Annotated in this window: 20 protein-coding genes; 6 read left to right on the top strand and 14 right to left on the bottom strand. The window is 71.7% G+C overall.

Annotated features, from left to right (window positions below):
• Positions 1-18 precede the first annotated feature (18 nt).
• The 5 genes from IPI43_30280 to IPI43_30260 all read right to left on the bottom strand — a co-directional run bounded on the left by IPI43_30280 (position 19) and on the right by IPI43_30260 (position 5224).
• Entirely contained in the window at positions 19-1977 is a 1959-nt protein-coding gene (locus IPI43_30280) for a hypothetical protein (GenBank protein ID MBK7778349.1), read from the bottom strand.
• 176 nt (positions 1978-2153) lie between these two features.
• Entirely contained in the window at positions 2154-3305 is a 1152-nt protein-coding gene (locus IPI43_30275) for a sigma-70 family RNA polymerase sigma factor (GenBank protein MBK7778348.1), read from the bottom strand.
• Positions 3306-3310: 5 nt separating this feature from the next.
• Positions 3311-4615: a hypothetical protein gene (locus IPI43_30270; GenBank protein ID MBK7778347.1), complete on the bottom strand. Its 1305-nt coding sequence runs from the start codon at positions 4613-4615 to the stop codon at positions 3311-3313.
• A 13-nt stretch (positions 4616-4628) separates the two neighbouring features.
• Entirely contained in the window at positions 4629-4766 is a 138-nt protein-coding gene (locus IPI43_30265; protein ID MBK7778346.1) for a hypothetical protein, read from the bottom strand.
• A 65-nt stretch (positions 4767-4831) separates the two neighbouring features.
• Positions 4832-5224, bottom strand: coding sequence for a hypothetical protein (locus IPI43_30260; protein ID MBK7778345.1), 393 nt, complete (start codon positions 5222-5224; stop codon positions 4832-4834).
• Positions 5225-5974: 750 nt separating this feature from the next.
• Here IPI43_30260 and IPI43_30255 point away from each other — a divergent pair.
• The 4 genes from IPI43_30255 (at position 5975) to IPI43_30240 (ending at position 10686) form a co-directional block, all read left to right on the top strand.
• Positions 5975-6328: a YtxH domain-containing protein gene (locus IPI43_30255; GenBank protein MBK7778344.1), complete on the top strand. Its 354-nt coding sequence runs from the start codon at positions 5975-5977 to the stop codon at positions 6326-6328.
• Positions 6329-6426: 98 nt separating this feature from the next.
• Entirely contained in the window at positions 6427-7701 is a 1275-nt protein-coding gene (locus IPI43_30250) for a hypothetical protein (GenBank protein MBK7778343.1), read from the top strand.
• A gap of 68 nt (positions 7702-7769) precedes the next feature.
• Positions 7770-9500, top strand: a complete 1731-nt coding sequence (locus tag IPI43_30245; GenBank protein ID MBK7778342.1) for an alkaline phosphatase family protein — start codon at positions 7770-7772, stop codon at positions 9498-9500.
• A gap of 43 nt (positions 9501-9543) precedes the next feature.
• A complete protein-coding gene (locus IPI43_30240) occupies positions 9544-10686 on the top strand; it encodes a glycosyltransferase family 4 protein (protein ID MBK7778341.1) in 1143 nt (380 codons plus the stop codon).
• Positions 10687-10704: 18 nt separating this feature from the next.
• Here IPI43_30240 and IPI43_30235 read toward each other — a convergent pair whose 3' ends face one another.
• From IPI43_30235 to IPI43_30200, 8 genes are all read right to left on the bottom strand, one after another.
• Entirely contained in the window at positions 10705-10920 is a 216-nt protein-coding gene (locus IPI43_30235) for a hypothetical protein (GenBank protein ID MBK7778340.1), read from the bottom strand.
• Positions 10907-12868, bottom strand: a complete 1962-nt coding sequence (locus IPI43_30230) for a TonB-dependent receptor (protein MBK7778339.1) — start codon at positions 12866-12868, stop codon at positions 10907-10909. The genes IPI43_30235 and IPI43_30230 overlap by 14 nt, the downstream gene beginning before the upstream one ends.
• Positions 12869-13165: 297 nt before the next feature.
• Positions 13166-13735: a YfiR family protein gene (locus tag IPI43_30225; GenBank protein ID MBK7778338.1), complete on the bottom strand. Its 570-nt coding sequence runs from the start codon at positions 13733-13735 to the stop codon at positions 13166-13168.
• A gap of 147 nt (positions 13736-13882) precedes the next feature.
• The gene (locus IPI43_30220) at positions 13883-14437 is read right to left on the bottom strand and encodes a hypothetical protein (GenBank protein ID MBK7778337.1); all 555 of its coding nucleotides are present in this window, start codon (positions 14435-14437) and stop codon (positions 13883-13885) included.
• 49 nt (positions 14438-14486) lie between these two features.
• On the bottom strand, positions 14487-16763 hold the full coding sequence (locus tag IPI43_30215; protein ID MBK7778336.1) for a PQQ-binding-like beta-propeller repeat protein: 2277 nt from the start codon (positions 16761-16763) through the stop codon (positions 14487-14489).
• Positions 16764-16880: 117 nt separating this feature from the next.
• Positions 16881-17747, bottom strand: a complete 867-nt coding sequence (locus IPI43_30210) for a carbon-nitrogen hydrolase family protein (protein ID MBK7778335.1) — start codon at positions 17745-17747, stop codon at positions 16881-16883.
• Complete coding sequence (locus tag IPI43_30205) at positions 17744-19282, bottom strand: mechanosensitive ion channel family protein (protein MBK7778334.1); 1539 nt, start codon at positions 19280-19282, stop codon at positions 17744-17746. The genes IPI43_30210 and IPI43_30205 overlap by 4 nt, the downstream gene beginning before the upstream one ends.
• 42 nt (positions 19283-19324) lie before the next feature.
• Positions 19325-19825, bottom strand: a complete 501-nt coding sequence (locus IPI43_30200) for a hypothetical protein (GenBank protein ID MBK7778333.1) — start codon at positions 19823-19825, stop codon at positions 19325-19327.
• 64 nt (positions 19826-19889) lie between these two features.
• Here IPI43_30200 and nadA point away from each other — a divergent pair, with 64 nt between their 5' ends.
• Together nadA and dnaJ are read left to right on the top strand one after the other, a co-directional pair.
• Entirely contained in the window at positions 19890-21353 is a 1464-nt protein-coding gene (gene nadA, locus IPI43_30195; GenBank protein ID MBK7778332.1) for a quinolinate synthase NadA, read from the top strand.
• A gap of 36 nt (positions 21354-21389) precedes the next feature.
• Positions 21390-22460, top strand: coding sequence for a molecular chaperone DnaJ (gene dnaJ / locus IPI43_30190; protein MBK7778331.1), 1071 nt, complete (start codon positions 21390-21392; stop codon positions 22458-22460).
• Between the two features lie 374 nt (positions 22461-22834).
• On the opposite strand, the gene IPI43_30185 is transcribed toward dnaJ, so the two are convergent.
• Positions 22835-25075, bottom strand: a complete 2241-nt coding sequence (locus IPI43_30185; protein ID MBK7778330.1) for a transglycosylase SLT domain-containing protein — start codon at positions 25073-25075, stop codon at positions 22835-22837.
• Positions 25076-25090: the final 15 nt, after the last annotated feature.

Raw genomic sequence — 25090 nt, 5'->3', positions numbered from 1 at the left:
AGCCACAGCCCGTCCAGCCTAGAGCAGGCCTACCCACCGCTGCCTCACGACCTCGTTCGGGCGCGCCTCGAGCGAGCGTTGGTAGTAGCCGCGTGCCGCTCGCACGTCGGCATCCTGCTCGGCCACGCGACCGCGGTTGTAGAGACAGGCTCCGCGTGCCCGCAGGCCGCGTGCGTCCTGGGCTCGCTCCAGCACCTCGAGAGCCGCGTCGATGGTGGCGCGCGCGGTGTCGAAGTCACCCGCGCCGAACGCGCGCCAGCCCTCCGCGCACTGTGCGGCCGCCGCCTGCGCTTCCGCTTCCGTGGCGGGGGTCGCGGGGGTGGCGGGTGCTGTTCCTGTGTCCGACGTGGTCGATGGCGCCGCTGGCAGTGGGAAGCGCGCGTGGCCGCCGCAGACCCAGAGGTTCAGGGTGCTGCCGCTCACTTCGAGCGTGGGCGGGCTCGAGATCAACTCGGCTCCTGACGGAGCGCGCCGCCAGTCGATGGTCGCGGTCACCCGCAGGATGCGGCCCTCCACCTCACGCAAGACCGTGTGAACGAGCTCCGCATCCGTGAGCCCGCAGTCTTGGAAGTTCTCTTCGTCCAGACAGACCTGCTCGGAGATCTCGACGCTCAAGCCGGCGTCGAGGGGCTGCGCGGCCACGAGCTCCCAGCGACCGAGCGCACTATTCTCCTCGGTGCCATCCGACAGCTGCGCGAGCTCGGGAATCCGGGCATAGAGTCCACCGGCCTGCGCCACCACCAGCGTGAGCTCGCCCTCGAGGCTCTGCGCCAGCCAGGGCCCGTCCGCGGGGCAGTCGGGCGAGCCGTACCCCACCTCGGCCGACTCACAGAGGCTCCCGCGGGTGTGGGGCGTGTCGTCGCGCGGGGCGGCGAGAAGCGCCTCGTAGAGTGCTTCCAGACTCACCGGCTCTGAGAGCGACGCCCAGTGCGCGTCGATCCGGCACCAATGTGGAATCGGACCCTCCGGAAGGGGCGCGTCGGCAGGCACGCTGCCCAGCGCAGGCAGCGTGATCTCCGTGGCTACCAGCACGCCCTCGGGTGTGGGGTTCGCCGACCACTCGAGCACGCGGCCATCACGCGCGATCGCGGTGGGCGGTCCGAAGCTCTCGATGGCGAGCTGGGCGATGTCCGTGGAAGGCTCGAGGCGCTGCCGCGCACCATCGGGGGCGAGCATCACGAGCCTTCCCTCCGGCATCAGCGCCACGAGCGAGCCCGAGATCCGCATCGCCGTCGCGCCGCGCGCAGCGTCCATCACCTCGTCGCGGGGGTACGCTCCGGTGACGCGACAGCGCACCTCACCCGCGACGTTCTGCACGCACGCCGCAGAAGGGCCCGTTACCACGTTGGCGACATCTTGGAGCTCGTGCAGTGGAATCGTGGCGCCGTCGTAGCCCCACGTCATCGCGCGGCTGCCCGTCAGCAGCGCGAACTCGCTGCCATCGGCGACGCGCAGCGCACGCACATCACGCAGGGTGGTCTCGATGAGCGCGAAGCTGCTCTCGTCGCTCCCCGGGGGAAGGACTGGCCGGTGACGACGGCCCCAGCAGCTCACGCGCCCTTCTCGGCGGATCGCGCAGAAGCCCGTGCCGGCAGGCGCCAGGGCCGTGGCATCGGTGAGTCCCGTCACGGACACCAAACCACGCCGCTCGGAGCTGTCGCCCGCGCCGAGCGAGCCGTAGCGGTTCGAGCCCCAACACACCACGCCACCGGTGCGTCGCACGGCACACGCGGTGCCGACGCCCGCCGCGATGGCCACCGCGTCGTCGAGGCCTCCCACTTCCACCGCACCCGCCACCGCGTTGGTGTGCCCCAGCCCGAGCTGTCCTTCGTTGTTGATGCCCCAGCAGGCGACGCGCCCTCCCCGACGCAGCACACACGCGAAGCCGAGCCCGCGAGCGACGGCGACGGGGTCGCCTGGGCTCTCCACGCGCGCTGGCGTGGCCGGGGCCGTCGTGGGCGCTTCAACTTCGGCCACGGCTGGCGCAGGGGACGCCGTGGGAGCGGCTTCGGTAGGGGCGCTCTCACCACCGCAGGCAACCAGCAACAGCGCAAATACCAGTACACGCGCGACGAGGACCATCACGTGAGTGTGCCCGCGTCGCCGCCCAGCGAAACAACCAATTCTCGCACGCAGCGGCCCAAGAGCCCAAGCTACGGAGCGGGGCGCGCGCTCAGCTGCGCCGCGATCACGTTGCGCTCTCGGCGCAGCTGGCCGCGCGGAAAGCGTGCGTCGTAGGCGTCCAGTAGCTGGCGCGCCTCATCCGGTGACGCGCCGGCGAGCGCCCGCGCCCGCGCCAGCAGTTGAGTCTCTTCGAGCAGCGCGGCGGGCGCGGAGTCATGCGTGGCCTGGCCCGGCGTCACAGGCGTGGGCTCCGGTACTGTGGGAGTGACCGTCGTTGCGCGTTCCTGCGGGCGTTCCGCACGTGCGCGTACCGCTGGTCGCTCGGCTGGGCTCGGCTCCACCACGCCTGCGCTCGGAGCCGCGCTGCTGCCATGTGGCGCCGTGCCGGGCTCAGCCGGCGCTCTCACCGCGGCGCTGACGGGACCGGCCAGAGGTTGGGCCCCCCTCGTGGCCACCCGGTCGGGCCGCGTTGCAGGAGGCTCACCAGGGGCGTGAGAGGTCGCTGCCACCGTGACCAGCACCAGCGCCACGGCCACGGCAGAGACCGTCGCGGCTGCGGCCGTGGGCGGCATGCCCAGCGCGCTCGCCAGCGCGGCCAGCAGCGCCGCGCACCGCCCGCGCACGAAGCTCCGGCGCACGAAGCGCCCCAGCCGATGGGTGCCCAGCCGCAGCCGTGAGTGTGCTGTGTCTAGCGCGCAGCCCAGCGCCTCGGCTACGTCGCCCATGGGCCAGCCCTCGAGGCGGTAGAGCACGATGACGTCGCGCTGCTCCGCCGGCAGCTCGTCGAGCGCGCGATGGATCAGCGACCTGGCCTCCGCGCGCTCCACCTCACGTTCCTGAGGGGCAGGGACACTCGCCTCTGCGGGCTCGCCGAGCGCGCGCTCGCGGCGCCAGCGCTTCTTGCGCTGCTCCCGCGCGATGTTGACCGCGATACCGTAGAGCCAGCCTCGCTCCGAGCGCCCTACGTCGAAGCGCTCGGCGCCCCGAACGGCCGCGAGGAACACGTCCTGGATGCCATCGTCGAGCTCGCTTCCCACCACCCCCAGGCGTGTGAGCGACCGCCGAACGAACGGAGCGTGCCGGCGCACGAACGCGTCGTCGACCAGCAGACCACCCCCCGACGCGCTCTCGCACGTCGGGGGGTCCAGCTCGTCTGCGCTGCCACCGCGGTCCGTGTACACCGGCGCTAGCCCTCGAAGCCGTAGAGGACGTGCACGCGCGACTCGGTCTCTCCTTCGCGCGGACGGGTCGAGAGCACCAGGTCGAGGGCGCCGTCACCGTCTAGGTCGCCGAGGGCGGCACCGCCCTCCGTGAAGAACGGCAGCATGGGTGGCGGGGCGCTCGCGTTCGCTTCCGGGGTGTACAGGAGCGTGGCGGACAGCACTTCGAAGAGCTCGATGACCGCCACTGCACTCTCTCGAAGAATGAAGAGCGCGTCGCCGTTGTCGATCGCCTGGCCCGGGGCGAGCAGCGTCGTTTGCGGCCCGCCTCCGTCCATGGGCCATGGCGTCGAATAGGACCCCGGCCCGGAGCCGATCATGGGCGTTGGCGCACGCCCTGGTCCGCCCGGGAGGATGACCATGAACTGGCGGACTGCGGTCAAGATCAGGTCGGGCGCCGCTCCATCCAGAAAGGTCCCTACCGTCGCCCGAAGGTCCCCGTCCACCAGCATGCCGAGGAAGTAGCTATCCGCTCCCCTCACGGGGGCCGGCAGCGCGATCGCGACCGTCCCGACGTCGCCCAACGCGACGTCTTCGGCCAGGGGGCCATAGAAGATCCCGATGCCGTACTCGGCCCAGTTCTCCGTCGACAGCACGGAGCCCATGGGAGCCTTGACGTACAGGACCGCGACGTCGGCGTTCCCGTCACCGTCCTGGTCGAACACCGCGCGCGGCACGATGCTGCCACGCTCGCCGAGGGTGAGCGTGGCGCGGACGTCCCCGGTGCCCATGCTCTGAACGAAGATGGCGGAGTTGGCGTCCGCCAGTTCCATCGGCGCCAGGCTCAGGTACTCGTCGCCTGCCGCGCCGTCGAGATCGCGCGGGGGAAGGCCCACCCTCAGGGGCAGCTCAGCGCCCAACGCGTAGCTCGGGGTTCGGGTGCCCACGACCGCGAGGTCCGCGGGTGACGCCGGACGAGGCCCGCCCGAGACCACGTAGACCGAGCCTTCGCTCCCGAGCGGGAAGCTGCCGCTCTCGACGTGCGGCTGGCGCACCACGTCGTGGCTCGACTCCACACCCGCATGCACCACCAGCTCGGCCGCCCCGTCGCCGTCCAGGTCCTCGCCCATCACGCTAGCGATGAACTCTCCGTCGCGCGCCGTGAGGACCACGTCGGCATCGGTGGGTGAGCCTTGCTCCCGGAGGCCGGCGCGGTCGCCGTAGTAGATGCGCACCGCGGGAGGGTCGCCCACGAACCCGCCCACCGCTCCCCGCGTCTGGCCTTCGTTCGTCCACACCACCAGGTCGAGGCCATCCCACAGATCCGCCACCCGCGCCCGTAGCTCAGCCCGCGATGATGGACTGCTTCCCCTCGGTATCGAGGCGGCCCGAGGCGCCGATATCGGACTCGGCGACGCAGCCTCCCATGGAGAGGCTCGCTCCGAGGAGCGTGATGAGTGACTGGTGTTTTCGTGCTGACATGACGAGGTTCCTTTCGTTGGCTCTCGTCTTCACTTGGCGCTCGCACGAGACGTCGTCAGTTTTTCTCACGGGGCACCGCCGATTCGCACCAGCACGGCCAGCTCCGCGCGAACACCGACGAGTGGCACGCGGAACGCCTCCTGGGCGCCCGCGAACTGGCTGAAGCGGTAGGCCGTGCGCGTGAACGCCACGTCCACGACCAGCGCGGGCACGAGCTGGATGAAGCGCCCGGCGTTCACGCGCGCTTCGACGCCGAGGCCCGCACGAACATGGGCGTCGCGCACGGCCTGGTTCTCCTCGAGCAGCCCCGTGGTTTGCCCCCGCAGCTGGCCGATGGTGGCTGCCGCGCAGGGACCCAGCGCCAGCGGCCCAAAGCGCCCGAAGGCGTAGCAGGCTCGCGCGTCCACGCCGAGCGCGCGCAGCGCGAAGCGCCCCTCTGCGACTGCGAGGCTCTCCACCCACGAACACGCGGGCGCTCACGCTCAGGCGTGCGCGGGCCCACTGCAGCGAGAGGGCAACGTCCGGATAGGGTGACGGCAAGCTCCGAAAGCGCGCTCCCGCGCTCGCGCCCACGGACCAAGGCCGGCGGCCCTCTCGAGCGGCGTTCACCTGCTGCTGCAGGCTGGCCGAGTCCAACATCAGCACCGAGACCAAGACGATGGCGTCGTCCAGGTCTTGGCAACGCAGCGCCCGCGTCACGAGCTCGCGTTCATCCAGTGGCGCCCCCGCCGGGTCGCGGACCTCCACGTGCATCCGGTATTCATCGTCCACCCGCGCGATGGACACCCGAAGGACGAGGTCGTCATCGATAGGAGACGTCGCAGCGCGCCGCACGCGCTCGAGCAGCAAGCGTGACGAGATGCACTGCTCGACGTTCACCTCGGTCGACACCTCCGCTCGCTGTGCGTGCGCCGATCGCGGGAGGACCAACACCATCAGACACGAGAGCAGCCACAGTCCGAGACCGCGCGCAGGACCGTCGGAGTCGTGATTCATCGCTGTGTGGTGCTCATGGACGGTGTTCGACGCGAAGCGCTGGCGGTCGGCGCGCGTGAAGCCCCTCCCGGCTTCCTCAGGGTTGCACGCGAGAGCGCCAGAATCACGTCATTCGCAGGTGGACCTCACTCATTCTGAGTGGCCTGCGGCCGGAAAGTGCCAAAAACAAGGCGCAATGCGCTTGGCGCGGATGGTGCAGAGCTGCCGGCATCATGACCACTCGCATCGAAGACACTCTCGCCGCCGCCACCACCGCCTTCCGCTTCGTCCAGGAGCACTGGCCCATGGCGACCCGAACCAGCCCGCTCCTCTTCGCCGTCATCGCCGGAGCTGGCGTTGCGGTGGGGATCGGCGCAGGCCTCTTGTTCGCACCCCAAACGGGGAGCGAGTTCCGCGCGAGCTTGCTCGAGAAGACGCAAGGCTACGCCGGCGCCCTCCGCACGCGCGTCGAGGGCGTGGTCGAAGCGGCCGAAGAGGAGGTGTCCTCGAAGACGGACGTCGCCACTCGCCGCAACGGCGCGTCCGCACCGCGACGCAGCTCGGGGAAGCAGTCCGCGCGCGCTTGAACCGCTGAGGCCGCCACGCCATCGCGGCGTGCGGCGGAGGCACGGAGGGGCCTCGCCCTCCTGGAGCCGCTGGGCGCGCTCGGGTACTGTCCCCCGGAATGCCTGACAACGCCTGGCTCACCTCCCTGCTCGCAGTTGCGCTCTCGGTGGCTTGCGCAGGCCGCGCCCCGGCCATCCCGGAGGCCTATGGGGAGCCGCCGCCCGTGCCTGACGACGAGGCGGGGGGAGAGGCCATCGACCTCACCGCCGTGGTCTGGCCCGAGACCCCCGAGCCCCTACCGACCGACGTGCCCTGGTGGACGAACGACTTCGTGCACCGCGGACAGACGCAGCGGCATCACCCCGAGTTCTCGGACGCCTGGACGGCCTACTCCCAGCTCTCCGCAGCCTCACGGCCCGGCACGGTGTCCCCCACCGTCATGTACTGCCGGGTGTCGCTCGACCGCAGCGGGGATGACCCGCGCCCAGCGTTCCGCAGCGCGACGCGCGCTCAGGCGGATCTCGGCATGATGGTGCGCGTGGGCACGAGCGTGGAGTACGTCGCGCGCGGCGCGAACAACGCGCCCACGGTCTACTTTGGCGTGCCCCTCACGGCACTCGCCGTGGGAGACATGGTCACCATTCGCGTCGTGGACCGCGACTTCATCGCGCACGACGCATTGGGCAGCCTACAAGCGACCTACGATGGCAGCCTGCCCCTCACGATGAGCAGCGGGCCGCTGTCCGCCGAGTGCGTGGCCGAGGACAGCGCCACCGTCCAGGCCCGAGGGCGCGTCGCGCTCGAGGCTGCCGACTACGAGATCGCACGCCTGCTGGCACAGCCCGAGCCCGCTCTGGACCCGGTTCCGCGCGTCGATCATGCGCCGTACACGCGGGCACGGCAGGCTGTCGCCCACGCGGCGGACTGGCTCACCTACAGCCACCCCGACGTGCAGCTCCGGCGCGCGCGCCTCGACGCGCTGCTGACCGCGCACGAGCAGCGTGTGGGCGCGGCGTTCGACGCGCTGGTGGCGGACCTGCGGCTGCGTGCCGAGGCGCGCCTGCCGTCCGGCGCGTCGGTGCGGGTCGTGGAGGTCACCTGCGCCGCCCGTCCAGCGTCCATGCTCACGTGCCGCGCGGTGGTCGCGATGGCGTCTGGAAGCGTGACCGCACTCCGCGGTCGCGCATTCACACGGGAGAGCGACAGCCGAGTCGCTTACGGTGCCTCGGTCGCCTCTCCTCCAGGAGCAGCCGAGCGCTTCGTCGAGCTCGACCTGGCACCGCTCGACGCGTACGCGCTCCGAGGGCCCGCCGCGGTCATCCTCGAGCTGAGCGAGGGTGCTTCGGGGCCCTTCGTGTACTTGCTGCTCCCGCCCGTCACGCGCGCGCCCTGACGGCTCTGCGGCTTTCGCTTCGCCCCAGGGAATCTGCGCCGTCATACTCCGCGTTCACCCGGAACCCCATGAGCGCTCGTCACCTGATCGTCGGCTTCGACGGCTTCGATCTCGCCATCGTCCGACAGCTGGGCCCCGCCGTGCTGCCCAACGTGCACGGCGTGATGGCGCGTGGTGCGTTCTCGGCTCAGCGCAGCGTTCTGCCACCGGCCACGCTGCCCAACTGGACCACGTTCTTGACCGGGGTGGATCCGGGGCGGCACGGCGTCTTCGACTTCACCACGCGGCATGGCTACGACGTGCGCTTCTCCGGTGGGTCGGTGCGCGAGGCGCCCAGCGTGGTGAGCCGGCTGGACGCGCTCGGGCTGCGTTGCGCGTGCCTGTTCTTCCCGGCCACCTATCCGCCCGAGCGGCTCTCCAACGGCGTGTTCGTGAGCGGCTGGGATGCTCCCGTGGCGTTCGAGGCGGACGCGTCGTTCGTGTGGCCACCGGCCATGCACGCGAGCTTGGTGAAGCGCTTCGGCGCGCAGCGCTTCGACGACGTGGACGAGTTCGATGCCGACCGACCGGGCTGGCACACGGAGCTGCCGGACGCGCTGGCGGCGCGGGTCAGCCGCAAGAGCGCGCTCGCCACGTGGCTGCTGGCGGGCGAGCGCTGGGATGCGTTCGCCATCTACTTCGGCGAGAGCGACACCGCCGCGCACTATCTCTACGGGCTTCACGACGCGCGCTCTCCGCGGCACCCCAGCGACCACCCTGCGGCGGCGCGTCGGCCCAGCGGGCTCGCACACGTGTACATGGCGCTCGACCGCGCGCTCGGCGAGCTGCTGGTCGCCGCCGGCGGGGACGCGGGCGCACATCAGGTCGAGCTCACCATCGTGAGCGACCACGGCTCGGGCGGCAGCTCGGACAGCGTGCTCTACCTGAACCGCGCATTGGCCGAGGCCGGCCTGCTCACCTTCCACGAGTCACCCGTGGTCATGGACGTGGCGAAGCGCGTGAAGGAGCTGGCGCTCACCAAGCTGCCTCCCGTGCTGCGCGAGCGGCTGTTCGGGCTGCTGGGCACGGCGCTCCCCAGCGCCCTCGAGTCCCGCGCGCGCTTCGGGGCCATCGACTTCACCCGCACGCAGTGCTTCAGCGACGAGCTCAACTACATGCCGGCCGTGCACCTGAACCTGGCCGGGCGCGAGCCCGAGGGCGTGGTGCAGCCCCGTGACATCCCGCAGGTGCGCGCACGGCTCACGGCGGCGCTGCTGAGCCTGCGTGACCCGCTCACGGGCGCGCCGGTGGTGGCTGCCGTGCACCGGCGTGAAGACCTGTTCGAAGGCCCCTTCGTTCCGCGCGCGCCGGACCTGCTGCTGGAGCTGCACCTCGACCGTGGCTACAGCTACAACCTCATGCCCTCGGGCAGCGCGCCGCCGGGCACGGGCTGCTTCCGGCGCCTGGCCCCCGATGAGTGGCTGGGCCGCAAGGGGCGCAGCCTGCCAGGCAGTCACCGCGCGAACGGCTTCTTCGCGGCGGCCGGTCCGCGCGTGAGCGCCGTGGGCCAGATCGACACGCACATCGCCGACGCCACCGCCACGTGGCTCTCGCGCATGGACATCGCGGTGCCGCCCGAGTTCGCGGGGCGCGTGCTGTACGAGGTGCTGCGTGAAGTGGCCGAAGGGGTGGGGGGCTTCGACAGCAGCTCGCCGCAGCGGCTCCCGGACGCCGCGCACACGGGCCGCTCGGGCCTGCGGGACGCCGCCGACGAAGCGCGCATCGAGGCCCGTTTGCGCGCGCTGGGTTATGTCGATTGATGCGTCACGCGGCCTTGGCCCGAGCACGCTGCACGTGGCCTGCATGCCGTTCCCCACGCCGCAGGGGACGCAGGCCATCGTGGGAATGATGGTGCGCGCGCTGCGTCAGCAGGGGCACCAGGCCCACCTGCTCACCTACGCGCACGGGCAGCCGGACCCGCACACCGCCATGGACGTCGAGCCGCGCCGCCTGCCCGACTGGCCGCGCGTGCGCGCCACGCGGAGTGGGCCGTCACTCGGCAAGTTGGCTCTCGACCTGCGCATGGTGGCCGCGCTGCGCGCCGAGCGAGCACGCACGGGGGCACGGCTGCTGGTGGCTCACAACGTGGAGGCGGCCTGGGCCTGCGCGGCAGCGGGCGTCGCGCCCTTCGTCTACTTCGCCCACACCTCCATGCGTGAGGAGCTCCCCTACTACCTTCCGCGCAGCATGCACCCGCTCTCGCGCGCGGCCGGCGACGCGCTCGACCGGGGTGCCTGCATCCGGGCGGCGTCGGTCTTCGCGCTCACGCCGGCGCTCGCCATGCGGCTCTCTCCGCTCCACCCGCGCGTGGAGCGGGTGCTCCCGCCCTTCGAGATGCCGGCACACGCGCCGCCCTCGCGCACCGCGGCGCGCATGCGGGTGGGCCTGCCGCAGGGCGCGCCCATCGCGCTCTACGCCGGCAACCTCGATGCGTATCAGGGCATCGATCTCTTGCTCGGCGCTCTCGAGCGTGCGCCCGCCGAGTGGTACCTGCTGGTGGCCACCGCCTCTGCGCCGGCGCCGCTGCGGGCCCTCGCTGCGACGCACGGCGTGGCACACCGCGTGGTGTTCGCACCGCTCGGCACCGAGCACGACCGCGCCGTCGCGCATGCCGCCGCGGACGTGGCGCTGGTGCCGCGCCTGGCGTCCGGGGGGCTGCCCATCAAGCTGCTGGAAGCGCTGGCGCGGGGCGTGCCGGCGGTGGCCAACCAGCGGGCCCTCGCGGGGCTCCCCCTCGCGGACGAAGCCCACATGCTCACCGTCGTGGACGACGACTCGCCCGAGGCGCTGGCGCACGGCATGGAGCGGCTCCGGGCGCGTCTCGCGGGGCTCACCCCCGCGCATGGCGGGGAGGCCGCGCTGGCCGCCGCAGGCATCACCGCGGCCGCGTTCGTCCCCACGTTTCAGCAAGCCTCTGCGCGCGCGCTCGACGGGGTGAACCCGTGAGCCGCAGCGGAGCCCGCGTCACGGCCCAGTGTCTTCACCGCCGTCGCTCGTGACCCCAGCGTCCTCGGGCACCCCAGCGTCGCCGCACTCGTCGGGGAAGCGCTCGGCTGCGCGATCGATGGCCTCGCAGTCGAATGGCGGCGGCGCAGAGGATTCGCCAGGCCAGCAGCCCGATAGCACGGACACGTGAAGCGCGAGCAGCGCGACGCAGAGGCGACGGTCACGGGAGGTCATAGTGCACCCCGATGAAGGCGAAGAGCCGCTGGTTGGGTTGGAAGGCGCGTGTGTTCCCCGGGTCATCGGTAGTGGGGCCCGGTGTGAACACATACGGCTGCAGGCGGCTCAACGAGGCGTTCACGAACGCGCTCCAGTGCAGCCCGGGGAGGGCGCGGAACGGACCGCTCGCGGTCAGGCGCAGCTCACCGAGGGCGCCCGCCGAGGCCCCGCGGGGGAAGTAGCCCTCGTCGGTGTCGAGCGCGGCCGGGCGCGCGGAGCTGAAGCGCGCGGCGAGTCCCACGGTGGGGCCCTGCTCACCGAAGCGATATGCGACGCGGGCGTTGCCGTAGAAGGTGGGCATGATCGGCAGCGCTCCTGCGCCGCGCAGTTCGTTGAAGGCCAGCGTCAGGTTCATGGCGAGGTCCAGCCCCTCCACTAGCTCGCTGCGCGCGGAGAGCGTCCCGCCCACAGCACGGATGACATCGCTATTGGCCCACACCGATATGCCATCCGGGTCCACGTTGGGTACCAGCTGGTCGCGCAGCAGCGCTTCGTCCACCTCGGCCTGCGTGGCGTAGCGCAGCACGAGCAGGTCCTCGTAGATGGACCCGAAGGCACGCAGCGAGAACGAGCCCCGGGCGAAGCGCTGCGCAAACTCCACGTCTGCGGTGCGCACCGTCTCGGCGCTCAGCCGGTCGGGCTGGATCACGTAGGTGGGGTCGCTGTCGTTCAGCTCCTGGGCGCTCGGCGCCCGGAAGGCCTCCGAATACCCAACGCGCAGCGTGCTGCGGTCCGTGGGCGAGAAGATCAGGGCCGCCCGCGGTGACAGGCGCACGCCGAAGAGGGAGTCCGCGTCGAAGCGCGCCCCCACGTTGGCTGCCACCCGCTCGTGCAAGCGCAGCACCTGCTGCACGAACAGCGCGCCGATGACGCTCTTGGATTGCCAGTAGGGCAGCCGCACGGTGAAGGGCCCGTCGCCCGTGACGTAGTCGGTGTAGTCCGCGGGCCGGGCGGCGCCGTAGCGGAAGCGCAGGTCTCCGCCCACGGTGGTCACGAAGCGCCCATCCAGCTTCCAGTCGATGTCGAGCTGCTCCTCCACGCCCACCCACGTGGATGCGTTGCGCCGGCGGAAGTTGCAGCCGTCCACCTGCTGGCCCGGCAGACACCAGTACGACAGGGTCCAGCGCGAGCGCTCGTCCGTGCGCATGTGGTCTGCGTAGAGCCGCGAGACCAGCGTGACCTCGGGGGTCAGGTTCGCGTCGTGGCGCAGCTCGCCACGCACCGTGGTGGACCGCTCGCCGGTGCCGGGCTCGTCGAACGTGCCCACCACCGGCAGGCTCCGCCGATAGGAGCTGCCCTGCAGCCAGAGCCGTGCGTCGCCGAGGCGGGCGCTCAGGTACGCCATGGGCGTGCGCATGCGTGAACGGCCGATGCCACCCCAACCTGGCTCGCCCGGGCGCACCTCATAGGGGCCGGTCTGGTAGGCCATGCGGAAGGTGGAGCCGATCTCCTGCTGCCACTCGCCGTGCACCACCACCTCGGCTGGGAGGCCCCACAGCGTGCCGCTGCGCGCGAAGCCCGCGCCCAGGCGGTAGCGTCCGCCATACCTGTCCCCGTCACCGCCCAGCGACAGCGACGAGTTGACGCCCAGCGGCGCGATCAGGGTGCCCTCTGCGACCGCGCGGGCGGTCCCGTACTCGCGCGCCCGCAAGGTGACCACGTTGATCACCGCCATCATGGCATTCGAGCCATACGAGACCGAACCGGGCCCCAGCATCACCTCGATGTGGCCAATCAGCTCGAGCGGAAGCCCCAGCGCCACGTCCAGGCGCGTCTCGCCGGTGCTCTGCGAGTTGGTCACGTGCCCGTCGATCAGCACCAGCACGTGGCGGTTGCGGTCGCGTAGCAAGACGCCCTGGAAACCGGTGTCGACGCCGGTGTTGTAGTCGCCCCCCGAGTCCGCCACGAAGCTGCCGAGGCCAGGAAGCCGAGCGCCTCGTCCAGCGAGCGCATGCCGTAGCGCCGGGCGTGGCGCCGTCGATGATCTGCACGGTCGCGGGGGCCGTGCTGGAGCGCTCCGCAGACCGAGAGGCCGTGGTGACGACCTCTTCCCCCAGCAGCGACTCCAGGTCGCCGAGGTCCGCCGGCTCAGCCTCGTCGCCCTCGGGCTCGGCTTGCGCGAGCGCCACGCGTGGCAGCGCGAGCAAGAGCGTGAGCAGGCCGAGGGTGACAGCCAGGCCGCGGGGCACGGGGCGCAGCGCGCTCATTGGATCACCCTCGCGAGTCTCAGCAGCTGCGATGAGAAGACCACACCCTGACGCCGTGCTTGCGGCAGGTTCACCACCAGGGTGGGGCGTGCGGCCACCAGCTCGAACGAGAGCACGATGCCGCGCTCGGCGTCCGACCCCACGGCGCTCACCGTCATGACGGGCGCCCCCACCAGCGCGCTCGCGATGCCTCCCGCTTGGTCCCCGAGTCCCGGGGTCAGGTAGGCAATCGCAGCTTCGTTCGAGTCGACCGCCGCGCGCAGGGTGGCCGCGTTCGAGTAGCTGTGCTGCACCGTGCGAACACGTCGGCCGCCGAGCGTGGCGTTGCGTCGGATGCCAGCCTCGATCTGGCCAGCCGCGCGGACGGACTCCGTGTGACCCCGGCGGACCACGATCAGCACCACGGCCTCCGCGTTCGGCTGGCTCGCATAACGTTGCTCGTACGCCGCCACACGCCCGAGCAGGTCCACCTGCAGCGAGATGGGCACGCTCACGTCGTCGGCGCGCACGAGCCCGGCACCGGGCCACGCCAACGCGCACGCGGCGCTGAGGGTCAAGAGGACCACGGAGCGCAGCGTTGGTCGCGGAGGTTGGCGCTCGGAACCCATGGCTGGTCCCACGAGAGTGCCACACTAAGGAGGGGGCTGACCATGCGTTGCAGACAGAAAACTCCTCCGGTGACGGATGAGTGGCGAGCGTGGCGGCCAGGACGCCTAGAAGCGGTGGCTCATCCACGTCGTGTACACGAAGTGGGCGAGCTGCGCGTACCCGAGGCAAGGGTCGCTGCTCGCGATCATGCGCTCCCCGTTCTCGCGCAGCCACAGCGAGGGGCCCTCGTCGTTGTACTCGGGCGAGTCGATACGGAAGAGCGGCTCGTTGGGGAAGCGCGCGAGAGGCTCACAGCGGGGCATGCGCGACAGCGCGGCGATGCGTGCCGCGTAGGCTTGCCGCTGCTCACCCGTGAGGTCGATGCGCTGCGTGACGCGGAGGGCGCGTGACTCGTCGGCCCGGACGCCCGAGATGTAGGTGCCGGTGTCGCTCGAGAGGACGCGCACGTCCAAGTGCTCGTGCCCGCGCTCCGTGTCGAAGAAGACCACCACGTGGAGGTCAGGGGGCAGGGTGGTCGGTGTCACGTCGCTGGCCTCCGTCTGGGGGGTGCCTTCGCTCGCGGCGGGGGTGGCGGCGGGGTTGGTGGTGCTGCTACCGGGCGAGCTGCACGCCGCCAGCAACGCGCACGCGGGAGCCAGCAGGCCTAGGTAGCCCTTCATTCGGGCAGGGCGGGAAGCGTGCTGGCGGCCATCGTGGGTGCCGTTCACGTCAACTCCGCACGAGCTCGAGGTGCGGCACCGGCGCGTGCGCGTTCACGTGCCCGCTCTCTTCGGCCACGAACACCCAGCCGCGCTCGTCCACACGGATCCAGTCGGGCACCAGCTCACAGCGCAGGCCCTCGCCGATGCGCGAGCCGTCGTGCGGCCGCAGCACGTGCACCGTGGAGGACGGCACGAACAGCGCCCCACCACGCAGCACGGGCTCGAGGCGGCGTGGCACGTCGTCGGCGCCCGGCTCGGCCAGCGACGCCGACCAGCGCGTGGCACCGGTGGCGATCTCCACCGCCGAGAGCCGCCCCTCGGGGCTGTTGCACACCAACAGGTCGTCCACGATCAGGGTGGCGGCGCCCACCCCCAGGCCCGGGTCGGCGATGTCCCAGCGCACCTCGTCACGGTCGCAGCGGTAGGCGATGGCGCGCCGTCCGCCGTCTCGGGTCACCGCCACGGCCACCCCATCACGGTCGGCCACGGGCGTGGCCAGCGGGGCACCGTCCAGCGTGGAGGTGAAGTGCGCCTTGCCGCTGTAGAGGTCCACCACGTGCAGCGAGCCGTGGCGTGCCCCGAGGGCGCCGGCCGCCAGCACCACGCGGTCGCCCACCACCACGGGCGCCGTGGCCAGGCGCTCCTTGGTGGCGTAGCACCACAGCTCGTCACCGGTGCTGGTGTCCACGGCGTGCAGCGTGCCTTCGGGCGTGGTCATGAGCAGCACGCGTCCCACGCGCTTCAGCTGGAGCCCGCTCGCGCTGCGGCTGGTGAAGCGCCAGCGCGGCTGGCCGGTGCGCAGGTCGAGCGCCACCACGCGCTGGCCGCCCTCCATGAGCGCCACCATCGGTGGGACGCCGTTCCCGCCCAGCAGCATTCCCGGTTGCGGGGTGCCGGCGCGCGCGTCCACGCGGGCGGTGGCAAAGGGCTCGCCGTCGGATACGTCGCACAGCTCCACGCGGCCGTCGGCCGAGGTGCGCACCAGCGTGGTGCCCGCCATGAAGGCGCTGGTGTCCACGCCCGCGCGCACCCACAGCACCTCGCCGCGCTCGCGCCCGATGGCCACCGTGTGGCGCGCCGTGGCCATCACCAGGCGGTCGCCGCACAGGAACGTACTCCCGGCGTCGAGGCCATCCACGGCCACCCGCCAGCGCTCGCCGAAGCGTAGCGTCCGAACCGGAGCCACGGACGCCTTCGGCTCTTCGCGCTGGGTGCGCTCGGAGGTCCCCTCCGCCTGGGCGATGTGCCGCACGCGCTCGGGGTCGTGGTTCACGAAGCCGCGCTGTGACTCTCGCTCCCGCACGGCCCGCCGCAGCGTGCGGACTTCATCGCGCAGCGCCCGCACGCGCAGGTTGCGGCCCTGTGACCGGTCCGCCGCGATCATGGCGCGCACCAGGTCGGCCGCGAGGCGCAGGATCGGCTCGGCCGTCTCGCCCAGCTGGAGCGCCTGCGCCGTCACCGGCTCACCCGCCTCGCCGGTGAGCGAGAGCGAGATCTGGCGCGCAGCGTCGAGCCGCACCCCCACCTGGAAGTGACCGGTGCGCAGTCGCACGTGCGTGGGGCGGCCCGAGTCCCAGGCGTCCACCAGCACACGCACCGCCACGATCAGGCGCTGCACCACCAGCAGGACCGGCCCCTGCACCAGCGGCACACGGCGCCCGCGCAGGTAGGCCCACAGCGTGCCCTGGAAGAACATCGCGTGGATGTCGGCGCGCGCGGAGCGGGTGGTCAGCGCCTCGTCACTCGACGGCAGCCGCACCTCGTAACCGAACGCGAGCGCTACGCCCTCCTCGGGGGCACGCGTCTCGCCGCCGCGCTGACGCACCGCGGGCGGGGTGGCGTCCACCGGCACCAGCCGCTGCGCAGCTAGCTGGTCCGCCAGCTGCTGGTGGATCTCGCGGCGCGCACCGTCGAGCTCGAGGGCCTCGGCCAGCAGCGTTTCGCGGCAGGCCGAGAGCACGCGCAGCAGGCCGACGGGGCGCTCGAGGCAGTACAGCTCCGGCACGCTCTCGGTGCCGTAGTCGCTCACGAACACGCGCTCGCCGCGCCGCACCATCGCAAGCTCACGGGCGCTCTCGGCCAGCGGCAGCAGCACCTTGCGCTCCGAGGCTCGCGCCAGCAGCAGGCACGCTCCCGCCAGCTCCGAGACCGGTGGGAGCTCCTGCTGCCCCTCGGCGCCCAGCAGCAACGCGGCAAGGCGTCGCCGCGCGTCGCGGGCCTGGGGAGAGGAGGGAGCAAAGGGGAGGGCGGCGGGGCGCGGCGGCAGGTCGAGGTTCAGCGTCATGCTCGTTCGGGCCCCAGCGAGAGTGGGGCACGCACGAATGGTAGGAGGCCCAACCACTCCGGATCCAAAAAACGGGGGATCGCGAAAAGTTGACCAGACCTCCTAAAACCTAGTGCCTCACCCCTGTGAAGAGGTGCCCGCGCGACGCGTGACCTCGGGGCGCCGATGACGCAGGCTCGGCAGCTGCGCGCGGATCTTCTCCACCACGTCGGGGCGCACCGTGGCCACCGCCGCTCCCTCGCCCTCGCCGCACTGCGCCAGCACGGTGCCCCACGGGTCCACGATCATGGCGTGTCCGTACGACGCTCGCCGCCCGAAGTGTGTGCCGGTCTGCGCGGCGGCCAGCACGTAGCACTGCTGCTCGATGGCGCGCGCGCGCAGCAACACGTGCCAGTGGTCCTTGCCGGTGGTCAGCGTGAACGCCGCGGGCACCGCCAGCGCGATGGCGCCCTGGTCCACGAGCGCGCGGTACAGCTCGGGGAAGCGCAGGTCGTAGCAGATGGAGAGGCCCAGCTTGCCGAAGGGCGTGTCCGTGACCACCAGCTCGTTGCCCGGCTCGATGGTGTCGCTCTCCATCACTCGGGTGCCGTCTTCGAGGTCCACGTCGAACAGGTGCACCTTGCGGTAGGCGGCGCGTACGGTGCCATCGGGTCCGAGGTGTAGGCAGGTGTTGAACACGTGGCTGCGTGTGCTGCCGCGCTCCCAGAAGCCACCGAACACCACATCACAGGAGAGCGAGCGAGCCAGCTCCGCGCAACGACGGAAGATGGGGCCATCGCCACCCAGCGTCTCGGCGAGATCGAGCTTGCCCTGCTCGGGGCCCAAGAACGAGAAGCACTCGGGCACCAGAATGAGCTCGGCGCCCTCGGCGGCAGCCTGCCGCACGGTGCGCTCCACGGCGGCGAGGTTCTGGTCCACGTCGTCGCGCGAGGTGATCTGCACGACACCCACGCGGGTGTCTCTTCCAATCGGTCGCTGTGTCATGAGTTGCCGCCTTCCGAGTCGGACGACCCGAGCGAGAAGAAGCTCTTGATGCGGGTGAGCAGCATGCCACTCGTGCGCCCCTGCGCGCCTTCGTGGACCGAGCGGTCGGCCGAGGCCTCCTCGCCCAGCTCGAGCGCGCGGGCCGCCAGCACGTCGCTGATGGTCTCGGCCAGCTTCGGCGAGCTGTCCAAGATGGGCCGGAACGCCTCCTTGTCGATGACCAGCAGCTCGGTTTCGTCGATGGCGTCCACGCTGGCTTTGCGCTGCTCGCCGGTCATCAGCGACATCTCGCCGAAGAACTGGTTGGGGCCCAGCTGGGCCACCTCCACCTCACCGCGCTTGCTGCTCTTGACCATCACCCGGACCCGCCCGCTGCGAATGATGAAGAGCTCGTGGCCCACCTCGCCTTCGCAGATGATGCGCTCGCCCTTGGCGAACAGCTGGCTGCGCGCGCCCTCCACGAGGCGCACCTTGGCGTCGTCCGGCAGCGCGGCCAGGAAGTCCACGTGGTTCAGCGTCTCGAGGCGCTCCCCCGCGCGCACCGCCTCCTGGCGGGCGATGGTGTCGCGGTTGACCTCGTGCACGTGCAGCGTGCGCCGTGGCATGGGCACGTTGGTGCCCGCGCGCTGGAGGGCGTACCAGATGCGGTCACGCACCGCGCTGGCAATCACCTCGCGCAGCGCGAAGTCGGTGATGAAGTAGAGCACCTCGTAGACCACGCCGCGCTCGTCGAACTCACGCGTCAGCACCACGGGCTCGGGGGTGGGCAGCACGCCGCGCACGCTTCCCACCGCGGCGATGACCACGCGGTGGACGCGTTCGGGGGGCAGCTCGGCCGGCGCCGCCAGCCGCACGGAGCGCCGCACCACCTTGCTGGGCCGGCTGTAGTTCTGCAGCAGCGCCTTGGCCAGCGTGGTGTTGGGCACCGTCATCTCCACCCGCTCGATGGACATCAGGCGCACGGCGCGCCAGTTCATCTCCACCACGCAGCCGATGTGCAGCTCCTCGCTGTCGTAGCTGATGAAGTCACCCACCTCGAAGGGCGCCTGCATTTGCATGGCCAAGCCGGAGAACAGGTTCCCGAGCGTGTCCTGCAGCGCGAAGCCGATGACCGCCGTGAGCAGCGCCGAGGCACCCAGCAGCGAGCCGATCTCCACGCCTACGGCGCGCAGCACCACCGTCAGCGCGGCCGCGAAGAACAGCCCCTGCACCAGGTCTCCGATGATGCGCGGGGCCTCGCGCGACATCGAGCGCACCACGATACCGTGGTAGAGCAGCAGGAACGTGGTGCGCGCCAGCGACAGCATCAGGAAGAACAGCCCGATGGTGCCGAAGGCGTCGTGCACCACGTGCTCGGGGCTGGTGATGACGTGCACCACGGCGGACAGCCCGAACAGCGCCAGCATGGCGGTGGGCATGCGAGCGCGGTAGCGCTGCTCCTTGGGCAGCACCACGAAGCACAGCAGGGTGAAGACCGCCGCCACCAGCGCGGCCGCACCGCCGAAGGTGGCGAGTTGCTCAAGGACCCTGGGCATGCGCCGCGGAGGATAGCAGCGCTCCCGCTTTGCCGCTCGGTGTCAGTCGCCCGCGAGGTCTTCCGCCGTCACACCCTCGCCGGTCTTCAGCCACATGGCCGCTTGGTCGCTGCGGTACACCACCGTGCTGCCCTGCGTGAACTCGAAGTCGTAACGGCAGAAGGCGCGCGCCTCGCCGCGCCGCACGCGCGTGGCCGTGCAGCTCAGCGTGAGCGGCGTGCCCATGTGGCCGAGAGCCAGGAAGCGCGCCTCGTAGATGCGCCCGCCGTAGCCAATCCAGCCCTCCGCGTGGCGCAGCCCCAGCACGTGGTAGGCGTGCACGAAGCCCATCATGCCCGTCATGTGCACCATGAGCCCGCCGCTCACGTGCTGCGGGTGACGCACCGGGTGGGCGCGCTGCTCACGGGTCAGCGGGAGCTCCGCGTGCGCCGGCATGCGGGCCACCACGCGCCCGGCGTCCCGGTCGATGGAGAGAATGTCGTCGAGGAGCAGCCCGCCCGGCCCGTAGGGGCAGTCGGCCACGAAAGCAGGGTCGAGAGCCATCGGCGGGAAGATGGCACCCTGCCGGGGGTGACGCACGCAGCGCCGCGCGTATAGTTCGGGTCTGATGACCACGCCCACGAAGCAGCCTTTCCCCTCCCTCAAGATCACGGCCCAGGCGCTCGAGCCCCAGGGCGCGTTCGCGGAGGCCCAGGCCATGTACCTCTCGCCGGACATGGCGCTGGTGTCCGAGCTGGACGCGCTGCTTCACGAAAAGAACGTGGGCATCGTGGCGCACTTCTACATGGACCCGGAGCTGCAGGGCGTGCTGGCGCGCTGCACCTGGCCGCACATCCACGTCAGCGACTCGCTGCTCATGGCGGACAGCGCCATCACCATGGCCGAGGCCGGGGTCACGTCGGTCATCGTGCTGGGCGTGGACTTCATGAGCGAGAACGTGCGCGCCATGCTGGACGCGGCCGGGCACAAGCCGATCCCAGTCTATCGCGTCACGGCGCCCGCCATCGGCTGCTCGCTGGCGGAGTCGGCCGAGACCCCGGCCTACGGTGCGTACCTCAGCGAGGCCGCCCAGTTCGAGCGCGCGCTGCACATCGTCTACATCAACACCAGCCTGGTCACCAAGGCCAAGGCCCACGCGCTGGTGCCCACGCTCACCTGCACCAGCTCCAACGTGGTGCGCAGCGTGCTGCAAGCCGCAGCGCAGGTGCCCGACATCCACATCTTCTTCGGGCCCGACACGTACATGGGCCACAACCTGGCGCACCTCTTCCGCTCGCTCGGCGAGATGGACGCGGCCAAGGTCGCGGCGGTCCACCCGGCCCACACGCCCGAGAGCGTGCGGTCGCTCTCCCAGCGCTTCCACTACTTCGAGCAGGGAACCTGCATCGTGCACCACATGTTCGGGGCCGAGGTGGTGCAGCAGGTGGAGCAGAGCTACCCGGACGCCTACGTCACGGCGCACCTCGAGGTGCCCGGCGAGATGTTCGCGCTCGGCCTCGAGCGTCAGCGGCGCGGGGCCGGCGTGGTGGGCTCCACCTCGGACATCCTCACCTTCATCGAGAAGGCGCTGCGCTCCGTCATCGACGCGGGCGGCAGCGAGCCGCAGACCCTGCAGTTCGTGCTGGGCACCGAGGCCGGCATGATCACGCCCATCGTGCGCAACGTGCAGCGCGTGCTGAGCGCGGCGCAGCGGGCGGGCGGGCCGGAGCTGGCCGCCGAGATCGTGTTCCCCGTGTCCAGCCAGGCCATCGCGGAGGTCCCTGATTCGGGCCTCACGGTGGTGCCCGGCGTGGCGGCGGGCGAGGGCTGCTCCACGGCGGGTGGCTGCGCCACGTGTCCCTACATGAAGATGAACTCGCTCACGGCGCTGTTCTCCCTCACGCGGCGCCTGGGCCACGGGTCCGCCGGGCTCGAGGACTTCTTCCCGCGGCTCTACAGCGAGACCATCCGCGGGCGCACCACGGCCGAGCTGGGCGGCGAGCCCATCCTCCACATGCGCGCGTTCCAGCGCACGGGGGTGCTGCCCGAGGCGCTCGTGGCCGATATTTTGGGGCGACACGCGGCCGCTTGACCGACCCCCAGGGCGACTTATCTTGCGCGCCGCTCCATGTCCAAACGCGATTATTACGAAGTCCTCGGGGTCGAGAAGGACGCTGACGCGTCGACGCTGAAGAAGGCGTACCGGAAGCTGGCACTCCAGTTCCACCCCGATCGCAACCCGGACGACCCCACCGCCGAGGACAAGTTCAAGGAGGCCAGCGAGGCCTACGGCGTGCTGAACGACGCGGAGAAGCGCGCGGTCTACGACCGCTTCGGGCACGCCGGCCTCGAGGGTCGCGGCGGCGGCGCGGGCTTCCAGGACATGGGCGACATCTTCAGCTCGTTCCAAGACATCTTCGGCGACTTGTTCGGCGGGGGCGGGGGCTTCGGCGGCGGCCGGCGCCAGAACCCCAACGGGCCCACGCGCGGCTCGGACCTCAGCATGCAGATTGGCCTCACGCTGGAAGAGGCGGCCTTCGGTGTGCAGCGCGACCTGGACCTGAAGCACCCCACGCCATGCGGTGCCTGCGAAGGGCGGGGCGGCGAGGTCAGCACCTGCACCGCATGCAGCGGCCGCGGCCAAGTGGGCCAGAAGCGTGGCGCCTTCGTCTTCTCCACCACGTGCCCCACGTGTCGTGGCACCGGCCAGAAGGTCGTGAAGGCCTGCGAGAAGTGCAAGGGCCGCGGGTCCGAAGAGCTGGAGCGCAAGGTCCGCATCTCCGTCCCGGCGGGCGTGGACTCGGGCCAGACGCTGCGCCTCACCAACCAGGGCCAGGCGGGCACGCGTGGCGGCCCGGCGGGGCATCTGCACGTCACCGTGGTGGTGGAGCAGCACGAGCGCTTCCAGCGCGACGGATACGACCTGGTGCACGAGCTCCACATCTCGTTCCCGGAGGCGGCCCTCGGCACCGACGTGGAGGTGCCTGCGCTCAAGACGGGTGAGCCCCCGGTGAAGGTGAAGATCCCGAAGGGCACCCAGCCCGGTGACGCGCGCGTCGTGCGCGGAGCGGGCATCCCGCGGCTGGACGGTCGTGGTCGCGGCGACCTGATCAACGTCATCCAGGTAGACGTGCCCAAGGAGCTGTCGTCCAAGGCCAAGAAGCTCATCGAGGAGCTGGGCAAGGCCCTCGAGAGCTGAGCGCGCGGACGTATCCCTGGTCGATGGCGAGCCACGCTTCGAGACCGGGAGCCGAGTCATTGGGCACCCATGGCTGAAGCAGGGCAGCCCGGCCTGGCACCTGAAAGTCCCCCTTCGGCGGACTAATGGTGGAAGTTCGGCGTCGTCCGCCTGCCGGTCTGGGCTTCCTGGCGCGCCTCCTCGTGCTGCTCGGTCCCCGCTTCCACCGCCAGCCGCAGCATTGTGATCCGCATGGCTCGGTCTCGGGCTTGCTGCCCTGATGGACTTGTCCCCTGGCGGCGATGGTGCCGGCAGGGCGGCAGGCTGCCCGGAGTCGAGCCAGCTGTGACCATGGGCCGAACGCCTGCGTTAGACGCTCACGTACGCCGTCGCCGTCACCGCTTCAGCGGTGGGTGCCCATGGTGCCTTGCGGCAAGACGAATCGGCCTCCCGGCAAGCTGTGTGGAGCGCTCAGCCCGGCGGCGGGATGGTGTCGGGCATCGCCGGCAGGCTCCCCGAGTCGAGCCAGCTGTACACCCCGTAGGACTGCAGCACGCGGCGCGTGCGCGCAGCCAGCGGTCGGAGCCCGCTTCCCTGGCCTGCGCGTTGTACGCCGCGGGCACCACGGCCACGTTGCCCGGGTAGCGGTCCAGCAGGAAGCGCATGAAGCGGGTGCCGATGCGCAGGTTGGTCTCCGGGTCGCGCAGCGTGCGCGCGTTCACCGTGAGGCCCAGCGGCGCGCCGTGGCGCTGCGCGGTGGGCAGGATGACCTGCACCAGGCCATAGGCGTTGGCCCAGCTCACGGCGCCCGGGTTGAACGAGCTCTCCTCGCGCGCGATGGCCCGCACGAACGCGGCGGGCAGCTGCTCGCGAGCAGCGCTCTCTTCGATCAGGGGCGCGAAGGCAGCGGGGTAGGCCAGGCGCCAGAGGGCGCGCCCATGACCCACGGGGGCGATGCGCCGCATGGCCGTGCTGTGCTCGCGGATCAGCTGCATGGCGCCCGTGCGGTCGCCCGCCTGCTCGTAGAGCGCCGCCGTCACCCACAGCAGCTCGTCTTGGGCGTCGCCCGCCGTGACTGCCAGCGCGTCCAGCGCCCAGCGCGCGCGCGACGTGTCGCCCACCCGGAACAGCGCGATCGCCGCGCGGAAGCCCTCGCTCTGGTGCAGGGGGTGCGCGGGGAAGCGCAGCACGGGCTCGGGGCCGGTGTGCCGCATGGGCGCGAGCGTGCTCTCGAGGTCGCTCGGCGAGAGGGCACCCAGGCGCGTGGCCGCCAGCTGCGCGTGGTAGCTCAGCGGCCACTCGCGGATGACGCGCGCGTAGGCCGCGATGGCGTCGCTGCGCAGCTCGAGGTCGTGCAGCGTGCGCGCCAGCCAGTAGGCCGAGCGCCCCTCCATGCCCTCGCTGTCGGCCGTGCCGGTGGGGCCTGCGAGGGCCGCGTCCAGGTGCTGCCGTGCGGCGGCGAAGTCGCGGCGTGCACGCGCCTCGAGGGCCAGCTCCACCAGCGCGCGCTCCACCATGTCACCGCTCGGGTAGCGCGTGGGCAGCTCGCTCATGCGGGCGCGGAAGGCCTCGGGGCGACCCTCCTCGAGGTCCAGCACCGCCGCGCGGTAGCGGGCGTCGTCGGCCAAGCGATGCGTCGGCGCCTGGCGCTCGAGCGCCTCGAACTGCGCGATGGCGGCGGCGGGATCGCCCAGCGATGTGTAGCCCCGGCCGGCCTCGTAGCGCGCCCAGGCCACGTGCTCGGGGGTGGTGCAGTGCTCGCCCACCCACACCAAGTGCGTCACGGCCGGGCGCCGGTCACGCGCGCGCAGCAGCGCCTTGCCCGCCTCGAGCCGCGCCTCGCAGCGCACGGCACCCTCGCTCCCGGGCTCGTCTGCGATGGCTTCGAACTGGCGCGCAGCCTCCTCGAAGCGCAGCGCGCGGGCCTGTGCAGCGGCCTCCTGCAGGCGATCGGTCAGCGGCATGGGCGTCAGCCGTGTGCGCTCCTCGTCGGGCAGCGTCGCGAGGATGCTGGTCACGCGCGCCAGGCACGAGGCGGCCAGCGGGGTGCCCGCCGAGCGCGTGGCGACGCGCCGCAAGATGGCGATGGCCTCGGCCTTGCTGGCCACGTCGTCGCGCGCGGCCAGCAGGTTCACCAGCGGCATGCCGGCGCTGATGGCGGCCACGTCGTCCGGCGTGGCGGCCACGATGGCGCGGTAGCGCGCGATGGCCTCGTCGTTCCGACCGAGCGCGACCAGCGCGCGGGCCTCCGTCATGCGAGCGGTCCACGCGCCGCCCCAGTCGCCACGCAGCGATGCCGTGAGGTGAACCGCGCGCGCCGGATCCGTGGCCAGCACGCTCTCCGCCAGCTGGAGCGAGGCATAGGGCGCCAGCGGGTGACCAGACGTCGACAGGGCGGCCAGGTGCGTGGTGCGACCCGCGCCGTCCCCCAGGCCCTCGCAGGCCACCGCGGCCAGCCAGCGCAGCTCGGCAGCCTCGTCCGGATCGGTGGTGAGGCGGAGCGTGGTCTCGGCCAGCTGTCGGGCGCCGGCGTGGTCCCCGGCAGCGAGCGCAGCGCGCACGTGCGCCACCACGGAGCCGGCAGCAGGGACGGCGCGCCCGGGGGAGAAGTCCCGAGCGGGCGGCACGCGAGTCACGGCGGGGGCTTCTGG

It is taken from the genome of Sandaracinaceae bacterium, from assembly GCA_016706685.1.
GTDB lineage: Bacteria > Myxococcota_A > Polyangia > Polyangiales > Houyiibacteriaceae > JADJJE01.
Note: the sequence above shows the minus strand (reverse complement) of the source record. Positions and strands in the feature narration are given on the sequence as shown.

What these genes read in the sequence shown, in the direction of transcription:
- IPI43_30265 (MBK7778346.1), bottom strand. Translation starts at nt 4,766, where the DNA reads ATGTCAGCACGAAAACACCAGTCACTCATCACGCTCCTCGGAGCGAGC.
- IPI43_30255 (MBK7778344.1), top strand. Translation starts at nt 5,975, where the DNA reads ATGACCACTCGCATCGAAGACACTCTCGCCGCCGCCACCACCGCCTTC.
- IPI43_30250 (MBK7778343.1), top strand. Translation starts at nt 6,427, where the DNA reads ATGCCTGACAACGCCTGGCTCACCTCCCTGCTCGCAGTTGCGCTCTCG.
- IPI43_30245 (MBK7778342.1), top strand. Translation starts at nt 7,770, where the DNA reads ATGAGCGCTCGTCACCTGATCGTCGGCTTCGACGGCTTCGATCTCGCC.
- IPI43_30240 (MBK7778341.1), top strand. Translation starts at nt 9,544, where the DNA reads ATGCCGTTCCCCACGCCGCAGGGGACGCAGGCCATCGTGGGAATGATG.
- IPI43_30235 (MBK7778340.1), bottom strand. Translation starts at nt 10,920, where the DNA reads ATGACCTCCCGTGACCGTCGCCTCTGCGTCGCGCTGCTCGCGCTTCAC.
- IPI43_30220 (MBK7778337.1), bottom strand. Translation starts at nt 14,437, where the DNA reads ATGAAGGGCTACCTAGGCCTGCTGGCTCCCGCGTGCGCGTTGCTGGCG.
- IPI43_30215 (MBK7778336.1), bottom strand. Translation starts at nt 16,763, where the DNA reads ATGACGCTGAACCTCGACCTGCCGCCGCGCCCCGCCGCCCTCCCCTTT.
- IPI43_30210 (MBK7778335.1), bottom strand. Translation starts at nt 17,747, where the DNA reads ATGACACAGCGACCGATTGGAAGAGACACCCGCGTGGGTGTCGTGCAG.
- IPI43_30205 (MBK7778334.1), bottom strand. Translation starts at nt 19,282, where the DNA reads ATGCCCAGGGTCCTTGAGCAACTCGCCACCTTCGGCGGTGCGGCCGCG.
- IPI43_30200 (MBK7778333.1), bottom strand. Translation starts at nt 19,825, where the DNA reads ATGGCTCTCGACCCTGCTTTCGTGGCCGACTGCCCCTACGGGCCGGGC.
- nadA (MBK7778332.1), top strand. Translation starts at nt 19,890, where the DNA reads ATGACCACGCCCACGAAGCAGCCTTTCCCCTCCCTCAAGATCACGGCC.
- dnaJ (MBK7778331.1), top strand. Translation starts at nt 21,390, where the DNA reads ATGTCCAAACGCGATTATTACGAAGTCCTCGGGGTCGAGAAGGACGCT.